Source organism: Tessaracoccus sp. MC1865 (assembly GCF_017815535.1).
Classification (GTDB): domain Bacteria; phylum Actinomycetota; class Actinomycetes; order Propionibacteriales; family Propionibacteriaceae; genus Arachnia.
The window spans coordinates 168,328-183,795 of record NZ_CP072596.1 but is presented as its reverse complement, the minus strand read 5'-3'; the positions used below and the strand labels follow the sequence as shown (position 1 = coordinate 183,795).

The 15,468-nt window shown below is 65.1% G+C and carries 2 protein-coding genes; both read right to left on the bottom strand.

Annotated elements, in window-relative coordinates; all coding sequences use genetic code 11:
• Positions 1-25: 25 nt before the first annotated feature.
• The gene (locus tag J7D54_RS00720; protein WP_182762969.1) at positions 26-10,267 is read right to left on the bottom strand and encodes a choice-of-anchor K domain-containing protein; all 10,242 of its coding nucleotides are present in this window, start codon (positions 10,265-10,267) and stop codon (positions 26-28) included.
• Positions 10,268-11,029: 762 nt separating this feature from the next.
• A complete protein-coding gene (locus J7D54_RS00715) occupies positions 11,030-15,064 on the bottom strand; it encodes a DUF11 domain-containing protein (RefSeq protein ID WP_182762970.1) in 4,035 nt (1,344 codons plus the stop codon).
• Positions 15,065-15,468: the final 404 nt, after the last annotated feature.

The following is a 15,468-nucleotide window of genomic DNA, read 5'->3' as shown; positions in this document are numbered from 1 at the left end:
GATACCCGCCCCGGAGACTCACAACTCAGCTACGCCGACGGCTCCTCGTCGCCATCGCGGTAGCTCCACCGGCCATCAGGAGCAGCGCGACACCGGTCAGGATGAGGCCGGTATCGGTCCCCATGCCCGTCGGGTCGCCACTCTTGACGATCGGCTTCGGGGCCGGAGCGGGGCGCGCCGGCACCTGGTGGTCGCTCTGGTCAGTGACAGGCTTGCCGTCCGGCGGGATCGCCGTGACGGTCGCGACGTTGAGCACCTTGCCCGCCGCCACGTCTGCCGCGGTGACCACGTAGGCCGCCGAAGCGGTGCAAGTGGTCGACTGGCCGGCCGCGAGCTCGGTCACCGGGCAGGTCACCGAGATGCCCGCCGCCTTCAGCTTCGGATCATCGACACTGACGTCGGTCAGCGTCGTATCTCCGGTGTTGGTCACCTTGAAGCTGTAGACGATCTTGTCCCCGAGCCGCACCGGCCCGGCAACGTTGGCGCTCTTGATGATCTCGATGTCGCCGCTGCCGGGGAGAACCTCGGGAGACTCGACCAGGACGTCGTCCTCGTCGGTGACGATGTCACCGTTGGGGGCGGTGCCCTCGACGACCGCGATGTTGTGCACGAACCGCGCATCGATGTCGCCCTGGCTGACGGTGTGCTTGAGCTCGATCAGGCACTGTTCCCCCGGGGCCAGCGACTCGGCACACAGCACGTCTGTCAGGTCGAACATCTCGTCGCTGATCACCACGTCGGTCAACGTGACGTTGCCGGTGTTGGTGGCGAGGAGGTTGTAGGTGATGACCTCACCCACGACCACGTACTGCACCTTGTCCGCCGACTTGTCGAGCGAGATCGCCGGCAGCTGGTCAACCACGACGGTCTCGTCGTCCTCGTCGGTGGGCGGCGGGTTGTCGCCAGGAGGCGTACCTGTCGTCGTCGCGACGTTGACGATCTCGCCGGCGTCGAGGTCGGCCTGCGTCACCGTGTGCTCCAGCTCCACCGAGCACTGCTCGGCAGGGGCCAGGGATTCGGCGCAGAGCGCGTTCTCGATGTCCAGCATCTCGTCGGAGATGACCACGTCGGTCAGCGTCACGTTGCCGGTGTTGGTCACCGTCAGCGTGTAGGTGACCACGTCACCGACAGCGTCCACCGACTCGACGTCAGCGGTCTTGATGATCTCGATGGCCGGGAACTGGTCCCCGGGCACGGTCTCGTCATCCTCATCGGTGACCGGCGGGTTCTCGCCGGGAGGCGTACCCGTGGTCGACGCCAGGTTGTAGATGCTGCCCGCATCCACGTCGGCCTGGGTCACGGTGTACTCGAAGCTGAGTTCACAGCTCGCTCCCGGAACCAGGGTCGCCGCACAGGCCGCGGCATCCACGGCGAGCATCTCGTCGGACACGGACACATCGGACAGCGTCACGTTGCCGGTGTTGGTCACCGTCAGCGTGTAGGTGACCACGTCGCCGGCCGCATCGTAGCTCGTCAGGTCCGCAGACTTGACGATCTGGATGGCGGGCGTCTGGGTGGCGGGCACCGTCTCGTCGTCGGTGTCGGTCACGTCATCGCCGGCCGGCGGGGTGCCGACGGTGGTGGCGGTGTTGTCGACAGAACCGGCGTCGAGGTCTGCCTGGGTGACGCTGTAGGTGGCAGAGCACTCCATGGTCTCCTGCGGAGCCAGGGTGGCGCCCATCGCCGGCGTGCACTCCAGCGCCGAGAGGCCCTCGAGCGGATCCGTCACCTGGACGTCAGTCAGGGTGACGTTGCCGGTGTTGGTCACCAGGAACGTGTACGTGATCACGTCATCGACCGCGTCATAGGTGGCCACGTCGGCCGACTTGACGATGGAGATCGCGGGCGACTGGGTGGCCGGGACGGTCTCGTCGTCGGTGTCGGTGACATCGTCGCCCACCGGCGGGGTGCCGACGGTGGTGGCGGTGTTGTCGACAGAACCCGCGTCGAGATCAGCCTGGGTCACCGTGTAGCTGGCCGAGCACTCGATCGAGGCCCCGGGCGCCAGCGTGGTGGGCTGCGCGGGATCACAGGTCAGTGCCGAGAGGTTCGGCAGCGGATCGGTGATCGTCACATTGCTCAGCGTCACGTTGCCGGTGTTGGTGGCCACGAACGTGTAGGTGATCACGTCACCCACCGCGTCGTAGGTCGCCACGTCGGCGTCCTTGGTCAGGTCGATCGCAGGCGACTGGGTGCCGGGCACCGTCTCGTCATCCGAGTCCGTCACATTCTCGCCCACCGGCGGCGTGCCGACGGTGGTGGCGGTGTTGTCGACAGAACCCGCGTCGAGATCAGCCTGGGTCACCGAGTAGCTGGCCGAACACTCCATCGAGGCCCCGGGCACCAGCGTCGTCGGCTGGGCCGGGACGCACGTCAGGTCCGACAGCCCCTCCAAGGGATCCGTGATGACCACATCGGTGAGCGTCACGTTGCCGGTGTTGGTCGCCACGAACGTGTAGGTGATCACATCACCCACCGCGTCGTAGCTCGCCACATCGGCGTCCTTGGTCAGCTCGATCGCAGGCGACTGCGTCGCCGGCACCGTCTCGTCGTCCGAGTCGGTCACGTCGTCACCAATCGGCGGGGTGCCGGTGGTGGTGGCCGTGTTGTCCACCGAACCGTTGTCCAGGTCGGCCTGGGTCACCGTGTAGGTCGCCGTGCACTCGATCGAGGCCTCGGGCGCCAGCGTGGTGGGCTGCGCGAGATCACAGGTCAGTGCCGAGAGACCCGGGAGCGGATCCGTGATCACCACGTCCGTGAGCGTCACGTTGCCCGTGTTGGTGGCCACGAACGTGTAGGTGATCACATCACCCACCGCGTCGTAGCTCTCAACATCCGCCGTCTTGACCAGGTCGATGTCGGGCAGTTGGCTGGCCGGCACCGTCTCGTCGTCGGTGTCGGTCACCGGCTCACCGACCGGCGGCGTGCCGACGGTGGTGGCGGTGTTGTCCACAGAACCGTTGTCCAGGTCGGCCTGCGTCACCGTGTAGATGGCCGAGCACTCGAGCGACTCCCCCGGAGCCAACGTCGTCGGCTGCGCCGGGACGCACGTCAGGTCTGAGAGGTTCGGCAGCGGATCCGTGATCGTCACGTTCGTGAGGGTCACGTTGCCGGTGTTGGTGGCCACGAAGGTGTAGGTGATCACATCACCCACCGCGTCGTAGCTCTCAACATCGGCCGTCTTGACCAGCAGGATCGCCGGCTCGACGGCAGCCGTGACTGTCTCATCGTCGGTGTCGGTCACCGGCTCACCCGCGGGCGGGGTGCCCTCGGTGGTGGCCAGGTTGTAGACCGAGCCGGCGTCGAGATCAGCCTGCGTCGCCGCGTAGGCCGCGGTGCAGGTCATAGTGGCACCCGGAGTCAGGGTGGAACCCTGAACCGGGGCGCAGACCAGCGCCGAGAGGCCCTCCAGCGGATCGGAGATCGTCACATTGCTCAACGTCACGTTGCCGGTGTTGGTGGCCACGAAGGTGTAGGTGATCTCGTCGCCCACGGCGACGTAGGTCGCCACATCCGCCGTCTTGACCAGGTCGATGTCGGGCAGTTGGCTGGCCGGCACCGTCTCGTCGTCGGTGTCGGTCACCGGCTCACCCGCGGGCGGGGTGCCCTCGGTGGTGGCGGTGTTGTCCACAGAACCCGCGTCCAGATCAGCCTGGGTCACCGTGTAGGTGGCCGAGCACTCGAACGAGGCCCCGGGCGCCAGCGTCGTCGGCTGGGCCGGGACGCACGTCAGGTCCGACAGACCCTCCAAGGGATCCGTGATGACCACATCGGTGAGCGTCACGTTGCCGGTGTTGGTCGCCACGAACGTGTAGGTGATCACATCACCCACCGCGTCGTAGCTCGCCACATCGGCGTCCTTGGTCAGCTCGATCGCAGGCGACTGGGCGGCCGGGACGGTCTCATCGTCCGTGTCGGTCACCGGCTCACCGACCGGCGGCGTGCCGACGGTGGTGGCTGTGTTGTCCACCGAACCGTTGTCCAGGTCGGCCTGGGTCACCGTGTAGGTGGCCGAGCACTCGAACGAGGCCTCGGGCGCCAGCGTGGTGGGCTGCGCCGGGACGCACGTCAGTGCCGAAAGCCCCTCCAGCGGATCAGAGATCGTCACATCGGTGAGCGTCACGTTGCCCGTGTTGGTGGCCACGAACGTGTAGGTGATCACATCACCCACCGCGTCGTAGCTCTCAACATCCGCCGTCTTGACCAGATCGATGTCGGGCAGTTGGCTGGCCGGCACCGTCTCGTCGTCGGTGTCGGTCACATCGTCGCCGACCGGCGGGGTGCCGACGGTGGTGGCAGTGTTGTCCACAGAACCCGCGTCCAGATCTGCCTGCGTCACGGCATAGGTGGCGCTGCATTCCATGGTCGCGTTCGGAGCGAGGGACGAGCCTTGAACCGGAGTACAGACCAGCGCCGAGAGGCCCGGCAGCGGGTCAGAGACGGTCACATCGTCAAGCGTCACGTTGCCGGTGTTGGTCACCTCGAAGGTGTAGGTGATCACATCACCCACCGCGTCATAGGACTCCACATCGGCGGTCTTCACGATCATGATCGACGGTTCGGTGGCCGCAGTCACGGTCTCGTCGTCGGTATCGGTCACCGGCTCACCCACGGGCGGGGTGCCCTCGGTGGTGGCGAGGTTGTAGATGGAACCACGGTCGAGGTCGCCCTGGCCGATGGTGTAGGTCGCGGTGCAGGTCATGGTGGCATCCGGAGCCAAGGTGGAACCCTGGACCGGGGCGCAGACCAGCGCCGAGAGACCCGACAGCGGATCGGCGATCGTCACATTGCTCAACGTCACGTTGCCGGTGTTGGTGGCCACGAACGTGTAGGTGATCACATCACCCACCGCGTCGTAGGTCGCCACGTCGGCGTCCTTGGTCAGGTCGATCGCAGGCGACTGGGTGGCCGGGACGGTCTCATCGTCGGTGTCGGTCACCGGCTCACCGACGGGCGGGGTGCCGGTGGTGGTGGCGGTGTTGTCCACAGAACCGTTGTCCAGGTCGGCCTGGGTCACCGTGTAGATGGCTGAGCACTCGAACGACTCCCCCGGAGCCAACGTGGTCGGCTGCGCCGGGACGCACGTCAGGTCTGAGAGGTTCGGCAGCGGATCCGTGATCGTCACGTTCGTGAGGGTCACGTTGCCGGTGTTGGTGGCCACGAACGTGTAGGTGATCACATCACCCACCGCGTCGTAGCTCTCAACGTCAGCCGTCTTGACCAGCAGGATCGCCGGCTCGACGGCAGCCGTGACTGTCTCATCGTCCGTGTCGGTCACCGGCTCACCCGCGGGCGGGGTGCCCTCGGTGGTGGCCAGGTTGTAGACCGAGCCGGCGTCGAGATCAGCCTGCGTCGCCGCGTAGGCCGCGGTGCAGGTCATGGTGGCACCCGGAGCCAACGTCGCCGGCTGCACCGGGACGCAGGTGAGCTCGGACATGCCGGGAAGCGGATCAGAAATCGTCACATTGCTCAACGTCACGTTGCCGGTGTTGGTGGCCACGAACGTGTAGGTGATCACGTCGCCCACCGCGTCGTAGGTCGCCACGTCGGCGTCCTTGGTCAGCTCGATCGCAGGCGACTGGGTGGCCGGGACCGTCTCGTCGTCCGTGTCGGTCACCGGCTCACCGACCGGCGGCGTGCCGACGGTGGTGGCGGTGTTGTCCACAGAACCGTTGTCGAGATCGGCCTGGGTCACCGTGTAGCTGGCCGAGCACTCGATCGAGGCCCCGGGCGCCAGCGTGGTGGGCTGCGCGGGATCACAGGTCAGTGCCGAGAGGTTCGGCAGCGGATCAGAGATCGTCACATTGCTCAGCGCCACGTTGCCGGTGTTGGTGGCGATGAAGGTGTAGGTGATCACATCACCCACCGCGTCGTAGGTCGCCACGTCGGCGTCCTTGGTCAGCTCGATCGCAGGCGACTGGGTGGCCGGCACCGTCTCGTCGTCGGTGTCGGTGACATCCTCGCCCACCGGCGGCGTACCGACGGTGGTGGCGGTGTTCTCGACAGAACCGTTGTCGAGATCTGCCTGGGTGACGCTGTAGGTGGCAGAGCACTCCATGGTCTCCTGCGGAGCCAAGGTGGCGCCCATCGCCGGCGTGCACTCCAGCGCCGAAAGGCCCTCGAGCGGATCAGTCACCTGGACATCAGTCAGGGTGACGTTGCCGGTGTTGGTCACCAGGAACGTGTACGTGATCACGTCATCGACCGCGTCATAGGTGGCCACGTCGGCCGTCTTAACGATGGAGATCGCGGGCAACTGGGTCGCCGGGACGGTCTCGTCGTCGGTGTCAGTGACATCCTCGCCCACCGGCGGGGTGCCGACGGTGGTGGCGGTGTTGTCCACAGAACCCGCGTCGAGGTCAGCCTGGGTCACCGTGTAGGTGGCCGAGCACTCCATCGAGGCCCCGGGCGCCAACGTCGTGGGCTGGGCCGGGTCACAGGTCAGTGCCGAGAGGTTCGGCAGCGGATCAGAGATCGTCACATTGCTCAGCGACACGTTGCCGGTGTTGGTGGCCACGAACGTGTAGGTGATCACATCACCCACCGCGTCATAGCTCGCCACATCGGCGTCCTTAGTGAGCGAGATGGCCGGGAACTTGTCGCCGGTGACCGTCTCGTCGTCCGTGGCCGTCACAGCCTCACCCGCCGGCGGCGTGCCGGTGGTGGTGGCGAGGTTGTAGATGGAACCACGGTCAAGGTCGCCCTGGCCGATGGTGTAGCTCGCGGTGCAGGTGATGGTGGCATCCGGAGCCAGGGTGGAGCCCTGGACCGGGGCGCAGACCAGCGCCGAGAGGCCCGGCAGCGGGTCGGCGATCGTCACATTGCTCAACGTCACGTTGCCGGTGTTGGTGGCCACGAACGTGTAGGTGATCACATCACCCACCGCGTCGTAGGTCGCCACGTCGGCGTCCTTGGTCAGCTCGATCGACGGCGACTGGATAGCCGGCACCGTCTCGTCATCGGTGTCGGTCACCGGCTCACCGACCGGCGGGGTGCCGACGGTGGTGGCGGTGTTGTCCACAGAACCCGCGTCGAGATCAGCCTGGGTCACCGTGTAGGTGGCCGAGCACTCGAACGATTCCCCCGGAGCCAGCGTGACCGGCTGGGCACACACCAGAGCCGAAAGGCCATCCAGCGGGTCGGCGATCGAGACGTTGGTCAGCGTGACGTTGCCCGTGTTCTTCGCCACGAACTTGTAGGTGATCACATCGCCCACTTGGTCGTAGTTGGCAACACCTGCTGTCTTGGTCAGCGAGATGGCCGGCGCATAACGCCCCGTGACAGTCTCGTCGTCGGTGTCCGTGAGGTCATTGCCGCCGGGGTCGGTACCCGTCACCGTGGCGGTGTTGTAGAAGCTGCCCGAGTCGACATCGGTCTGGAGAATGTTGTAAGTGAGCTCAACAATGCAGGTCTCACCCGGTTCCAACTCCTCCGCGCAGAAGGCATCGGTCGCGCCGAGTGCGCCGTCGGTGATGCTCACATCGGTGAGCGTGACCGGCCCGGTGTTCTTCGCCGTCAGCGTGTAGGTGATCACGTCACCTGCAGCGCTGAAAGTTGCCGGGGAGGCCGACTTCGTCAACGAGATGTCAGCGGCACAGATGGACGTCTTGACTGAATCCTGACCACCAATGTTCAAGCTTGCCGTGTTGACAACCTCACGGCACTCTCCGGTAGCGGGAAGGTCGTTCCCAGCGAAGACATGGGTGTAGGTGAATTCGTGCTTCTTACCTGCCTGCGACCACACCAAGGTGCGCTCGGCAGCCGAGTATTCGTCAGCGAGGGACGGGAAGGTGTCCGAGACGACGGCCTGCTTGACCTTCTCGGTCATGTTCCAGTCGGCGGCCGAGAACGGCGCCGCATAGACCGACGGCCGAGACTGGTCAGCCCAGTGCACGGTTGCAGTGTTGACCCCGTCATAGCTCGATGGCTTCTGGTTCCAAGTGCACGAGTAGTCCAGAACGATCTGGCCGGCTCGCGGCACCAAAGCGTTCACTCCTCCGACGACGCTGCAGGATCCGCCGATGCTGGTGGCGTCCGTCACGTTGACGATGGCGTCCTTGTAGTTGTTCGGGTTGACGACGGTGATCTGACCGGTCATCGACCAATTGGAATCCGTTGCCGCGCCCTCGGTGACGGTCACGGTGTAATCGGCCGAGGCCTGGCCGTTCGCGTCCACGTAGACCTCGGACTGGTCGACGGACTTGTCGATGGACCAGGCGTAGGTGCGATCCATGCTGGAGATCACATTCTTCGATGTCTCCAGATCAGCCTGGTTGCACACCTTGGCGCTGGCGCTGTCGTTCTGTCCGGTCTCCACGATGCTCGCGGTGTTGGTGTACTCACGGCACTGCCCAGCGGGTGAGGTGTGGGTCACGTCATACGTGAAGGTCTTGACACCCGCGGTGCCCTGCACCGTCGAGTTCGGGTACTTGGCCGCAAACTCGGCAAAGGTGTCTGCCACCTTGATGGATGCGTTGGCACCCGGCACCGCCGTCGCGTTGTCGAAGCTGTAGTTCGCGCTGGCGGAGGCGTTCCCCGTCTGCCCGTACGGGCTGGTCCAGGAAATGGTCGCCGTATTGGTGCCGTTGGCGACGGCGGGCGCTGAACAGTTCAACGTCACGGTCTTCGTCTGTCCCGCCGCCAAGTTGAACGTGGGCTCATTCACGACACAGGGCGTATCAACGAGCTGCACGTTCGAGATGGGGAACGCATTGTCGTTCTTGATGGTGAGGTTCGTCGTGTACTTCCCGTCGCTGCGCTGACCCTTGGCCGGGGTCACCTTGACCGCGTAGGTGAAGGTGGTGGGGCTCACCGCCGGGTTGGCCACGGTATTGGCCGGAGTCACCGACTTGTCGATTGCCCACGTCCACGCCTGCGTGTAGGTGGGATTGCTGGTCGTCTTCACGATCGTCAGCGGTTTCATCGTTGGGCGGTTCACGAAGGTGCACTTCACGGGCAGTTCGGAAGCCTTCTTCACTTCCACCCCGTCAAAGGTGATGGACGACCCCGATGTGGTGACACCCACTCCCTGACACACCACCGATACAAATTCCCAGCCGGACGTTTGCTTCTCGGAAACGGTGACGTCCTGATTGGGCACCAGTACCGACTTGGACCCGGTGGTGGCGGCCGTAGTCGCGGTTGGGGTCAGCGAGAAGTCGTCCTTCCAGAAGGAAGGAACACCGTCGAGGTTGGTCATGGTCGTGCTGGAATCGAAGCCGAAAGCCGGGACGGTGCCGTTGTAACCAGCGGGCACTTGCACCTGCTTGACAATTTCAAGGCTGCGCACCTGGGTGAGCTGGGCGCAGAGCTGCGACGTCGTCGTCGACCGCTCCTTCGTCCACCACTCACTCTTCGGGGTGCCCGACGTGCAACTGCTCGCGAAGCCGCTGAGCACCATGCGGTAAGGCAACGTGCCACCGGCCCCATCACTGAGGTAGATGATCTGCTCTGGCGACTGAACGGTGATCTTGACGTAGTCGTCCGGCTGGTTGGAGTCGTTCGGCGTCTCCCACAAAGTCCAAGGGAAGCTGAAGATCGGGCTGCTCTGAACACCGGGCAACTGCACCTGCATCGTGCCGGTGTAGCGCTCATCTGCATTTCCGGTGATGGGGTTGTTGTAGTGCTTGATGGTGCCCAGGCTCACCGAAGTACCTAGCGGCAGGTCCGTCACCGACGACGGGGTGAAACCGATGGCGCTCTGCTTGCCTGTGTCGAGCGTGCTGGGGCAGGAGTTGTCGTAGCCATGGGCGGTGAGTGCTTCCTGACCGGGAGAGACCCAACCACTGGAAGTGGAGGTGGCAGCCGGCCGGTACCGGATGCAGTTCGTCGAATCGGACTCTGTCAACCCGTGATGGTCGACAAGTCGCGCCTGAATGCCGCCAACGTTGGCCTGCGGAGCCAGTAGAGCCTTGGGATCCATCATCGGACCCACATTCGCGATCGGCTCAGCCGGCTCCACCGTTTCGGGAGCCAGGGCATCTGAGGTCTTGGCTGGTTCTTCTGGCTTGGGATTACCCCGCTCTTCAGCCGCAGGATTCTCCACAGTCGGCTTCTGCGCGGCTGGCTTCTGCACAGCAGGCGCCGGCTCCGGAAGCTCAGTTGGTTCCTCCACAACTGGTGGCTCCTCCGTCACCACGGGCTCCGGGGTGGTCTCCTCGACCACTTCGACGGGGACCGCTTCGGCGCTGGGCGCCTCCGACGGCGTCTCCTCCGCAGTCACCTGGGCAGTTGTGGGGCTCTCCGCCGCCACTTCGCTGAGGGTCACGGAGCCCTCCTCCAGCGCGATTGCCGCCGGCGATTCGGGTTGGGTGCTCTCGGTATCGGCCTGGGCACCCAGGACCCCCATCAGTGGGAGCACCAGGATGAATGCGGACCAGGTGGAGAGAAGCCTCCACGTACGGCTCCGCCACGAATGATGACTTGTGGTGTGCGACTGCCCAGGCATGTGACTTCCTCTTTCGGATCTCCTGGGGAGCAGCGGCTCTGCGCGCCTTCTGCTTCCCCGGGGATGGCCGAGGGAGGTCATCTCGAAGTCAGAGGAAAAGCAGCCACGGAACTGGCGACAACCAGTTCCACACAACCGTCCCCCGAGGTCGAAAGGTTCCCCCCTTGTTACCCCTTAGAAGGCACTGTAGGGCACCTTTGCGTTTCTGTCTCGGAGACAACGTAAGGAAGTTTCTATTTTTCCCCGTCACTCAGGACTTTCACAAGATCCGTAAACGCCCGCTGCTCGGGTGCCATGGCTCCCCTCCTGAGCGCGGAATGTGCCCATGCGCCCGACATCGGGGAAAGAAACTGCACTCGAGCTGCGCGAGACTGTCATCCGTTCAGCCGACAGGCATCTCCGAATTAAGCAACGCATTTACGTAACGTAAGTTACTTTTGTCGCCTCCCGCCGTGACTTTTGTCACAGTGAACCGCCCCTGCGTCATTTGACGCAGGGGCGGCCCTGTTCGATCCAGTCGAGGCCGGACCCGGCAGCCCTCCGGACGGGGACGGGGGACTGGCCCTGTCCGGAGGTCACGCCTCAGCTACGGCGACGCTTCTTGCCTGCCATCGCCGCGGCACCGCCGGCCAGCGCGAGGAGCGCCACACCGGTGAGCACCAGCCCGGAATCGGGACCGGTACCTGTGGGATCACCACTCCTGACCATCGGCTTCGGGGCCGGGGCCATGGGGCGCGTTGCCGGTGCAGGGGTGGGCTCTGCCGGCACCTGGTGATCGTCCTGATCCGTCACGGGCTTGTCGTCAGGCGTGAGGCCTGTCGTCGTCGCCAGGTTGAGAACCTTGCCCGCCGCCACGTCGGCGGCCGTGACCACGTAGGCCGCGGTTGCGGCGCAGGTGGTGGATTCACCCGGATCCAGCTCTGTCACCGGGCAGGTGACGGAGATGCCCGCAGCCTTCAGCTTCGGATCATCGACGCGGACGTCGGTCAACAGCGTCTCACCGGTGTTGGTCACCGTGAAGCTGTACATGATCCGGTCGCCGAAGCGGACGGGGCCAGCCTTGTCGGCGTGCTTCACCAGGTCGATCCCGGGCGTGAGGACGGGTTCGGACGGGGCAGGAGCCTCGACCAGGGCGTCGTCCTCGTCGGTCACGATCTCGTCATCCGGCGCCGTTCCCTCGACCACTGCGATGTTGTGGATGAACTCGGCATCGAGATCCGCCTGCGTCACTTCGTGCTTCAACTCGATGACGCATTCCTCCCCCGGAGCCAACGACTCGGCGCACAAGGCGTCTTCGACGCCGAGCACTTCGTCGTCGATGACCACGTTGGTCAGCGTGACGTTGCCGGTGTTGGTGGCCAGCAGGGTGTAGGTGATGATCTCGCCAACTTCGGCGTACTCTTCGCGGTCAGCCGTCTTCACCAGGGAGATAGCCGGATTCTGGTCACCCGGAACCGTCTCGTCGTCGGTGTCGGTGACATCCTCACCCTCCGGCGGCGTGCCGACGGTGGTGGCCACGTTGTAGACCGAGCCGGCGTCGAGATCCGCCTGCGTCACCGTGTAGGTGGCGGTGCATTCCATCGACTCCCCGGGATCAAGCGTGGTCGGCTGCGCGGGATCGCAGACGAGGGCTGACATGCCCGGCAGCGGGTCGGTGATCGTCACATCTGTGAGGGTCACGTTGCCGGTGTTGGTGGCCAGGAACGTGTAGGTGACGAGGTCACCCACGGCGTCGTAGGTCGCGACGTCCGCCGTCTTGACCAGGCTGATGGCCGGCATCTGCTCTGCAGGCACGGTCTCGTCGTCGGTGTCGGTGACATCCTCACCCTCCGGCGGCGTGCCGACGGTGGTGGCGGTGTTGTCAACGGAACCGTTGTCGAGGTCGGCCTGGGTCACCTCATAGGTGGCCGTGCATTCCATCGATTCCCCCGGGGCCAACGTTGCCGGCTGGGCCGGATCACATGTCAGGTCGGAGAGGCCGGGCAGCGGGTCCGTGATCGTCACATCGGTGAGCGTCACGTTGCCCGTGTTGGTGGAGACGAACGTGTAGGTGATCACGTCGCCCACCTCGTCGTAGCTCTCCACATCCGCCGTCTTGACCAGGTCGATCAACGGGAGCTTGTCGCCGGTGATCGTCTCGTCATCGGTGTCGGTCACCGGCGGGCCGCTCGGCGGGGTGCCGGTGGTGGTGGCCACGTTGTAGACCGAGCCCGAGTCGAGATCCGCCTGCGTCACCGCGTACGTGCCGGTGCACTGCATCGACTCTCCCGGATCCAGCGTCGTCGGCTGCGCGGGAACGCAGACGAGGGCGGACAGGCCGGGTAGCGGATCAGAGATCGTCACGTTCGTGAGGACGGACTGGCCGGTGTTGGTGGCCAGGAAGGTATACGTGATCACGTCGCCGACCGAGTCGTACGTGGTGGGCGAAGCGGTCTTGGTCAGCGTGATGTCCGGCACACAGACCGTGGCCTCGGTTTCCGAGGTCTGCTGGGTCTGCGTGATGGTTGCCGTGTTGTCGTACACCGCGCACTCGTCGCCCTGGGTGTTGGGCGCGAGGTTCCTGGTGTAAGTGAACGTCGCCGTCGTCCCGGACACCGTGGCGGTGGCAGTGGTGCCCACTGCGGTGACCGAGGTGCCGGCGTCATTGGCCGTGACGGTGCCGAGCGTGGTGGTCGAGCCGTTGAAGGTGTCGGTGACGGTCACGCTCTGGTTGGTCTTGGTCGACGAGCCGAACATGTAGTCGGCCGTGGCGGTGACCGTGGCATCATCTGCGCCGGTCGGGAACGCGGTGGCCCAGTTCGCCTTGCTGACCTTCAGCGTGGCGGTGTTGGTGCCGCTCAGCGGAACATCACCCAGCTGCCCGTTGCTGATGCACGAGTAGTTGAAGGTGCTGGTTCCGATGGGTAGCTCGACATTTCCGGTGCCGGCGGCCACGCCGGTGACGGTGCAGTCCATCCCCGGAGCCAGCTGGTCGGTCAACGAGGCCTTCAGTGCGACATCCGGGTTGCTGACGGTGATGACACCGGTCAGTGAGTACGCCGAGCGCTGCACCTCGACGAGCGAAACCTCAACCTCGTAGTTGGCGACGACCGGGGCCTCGCCTCCCACGTGGTAGGTCACTTCCGTCTCACCGTCGACGGTCTTCTCGATGGCCCACACGTAGGTCTCGTGGAAGGTGGCGACGGCGGTCTTGGTCATGGTGGGGACCTGCGGGTCGACGAACACGACGCTCACGTCGTCGGTCAACCCGACGGTGACCTGCTGTGTGCGGCCCGCCAGGGCGGGCAGCAGGAAGCCGGTGGGCGGCGTGATCTCTTCGATCGTGTACACGCCGTTCTTGGCCTCGTCGAACCGGATGATGCCGAGCGTGTCGGAGTCGTCGCCCGCGCCGTTGTCGGTGACGGTCACCGAGGCGATGCTGCGGTCACGCGGGTCAGGCGAGATGCGGAAGGTCGCCCCGCCAACCAGGTCGCCGTCCATGTCGCGCTTCTCGATGTCCAGGCCAGGGCACGCGTCAACATCGACAGAGCCCGTGAGGAAGTCTTTGAGCTGGGACTTCTCCTGCGAAGAGGCACTCGAACGCAGATAGACGGAGTTGAACGACAGGCGGCCGCACTCGATTTGCCCGCCGTTCTGGCCGATAAGAGCCGTCAGGTCGAAGGTGAACTCTGCCGTGTCGCCTTCTGAGGCGTAGTCGAAGGCGCCGGGCGGGACGGACTTCTCCACCCACGTCGTTCCGTTCCACTCAAACACCGTGGGCTGCGTAAAGCCGCCATTGGTCGATGTAGCCAGGACGAAGCGCAGATCGCCCACCGTGCGGTTGGGCACAGTGGCGTCGTGACTGTTGACCACGTTTGGCTTCTGGTTCAGTTCCAGGTAGAAGCCGCCGTCGCCGCTACCGGAGAAGCGGTTGAACCCAAAATAGAGCGTCGGCTTGCCATCCACGTAGGCGATGTCCACTGCTGCGCTGACCAGATCGGTGCTCTGTCCCACACCCGCGTCGCTCTGCTTCCAGGTTGACGGCGGATCCGGTTCGTGAGATCCCTGCACGAACACGTCGTCCGTCTCGCTGCCACAGGCGTCGTACACGAACGACGGCGAACCGCTCCAGTTGATCGGCGTCAACGCGTCGACACTGCAGTCCTCTGTTGCCAGGACGCCGATCTCGGCTTCCGGGGCGGCGAGTGGTGCGGTTTCGTCGAGCGCAGGAAGCTCACCCTCGGGAGCCACGGCGACCGACGGGGCCGCCTCTTCCTTCACGGGCTCTTCCGGTGCGGCCTCTTCGGCGGGAGCAGGCGCTTCTTCAACGGGCGCCGCTTCCTCGACCACGGTGGCCGGCTCTTCGCTCACCGGTTCAGGCGCCGGTGCGGGAGCCGGCTCTGGTTCGGGCGCGGTCTCCTCAACCACCTCAACCGGCACCGGCTCCTCTGCCGGCGGTGGCGCCGGCTCTTCGAGCGGCGGCGCCTCTTCACTCACTGACGGTTCCGGCGCTACTGGAGTCTCCTCCGGCGCAGCCTCCGTCAGGGTCACGGTGGGGGATTCCTCGGCCATCGCAGCGACGGCGGGGGTCACCTCCCCCGGCGCGTCAGTATCGGCCTGTGCTCCGAGCATTCCCATCAGCGGGAGTACGAGGATGAACGCGGACCAGGTGGAGACCACTCTCCACGTGCGGCTTCGCCATGGAACATGGCCTAATGTGTGCGACTGCCCAGACATCAATCTTCCCCACTTCGGTCTGCGGGGGCCACGGCTATCGGCGCCGCAGCTGCCCCGGGATCGGCCAGGAGGCGTCTGTCGTACGTCAGGGAATGACCGTTGTGTCAGTAGTTGTCCCCCACGCCGGACGGTGCCCCCCTTTAAACCCTTGTTCAGCACCATATGCCCCCACGGGCCCGTTTGTCGCCACCTTTTGGTAATGAACTTTCAGGCAATTCTTTACGTGCCTGCAAAGGGTTGAGCGGCTGGTCAGCGCATTGTGGGGGGATTGGCGGGCGCAAGTGAATCATGGCGGGAAAAAGACG

Coding starts and splice junctions, on each gene's coding strand:
- J7D54_RS00715 (WP_182762970.1), bottom strand. CDS start 15,064: ATGGGAATGCTCGGAGCACAGGCCGATACTGACGCGCCGGGGGAGGTG.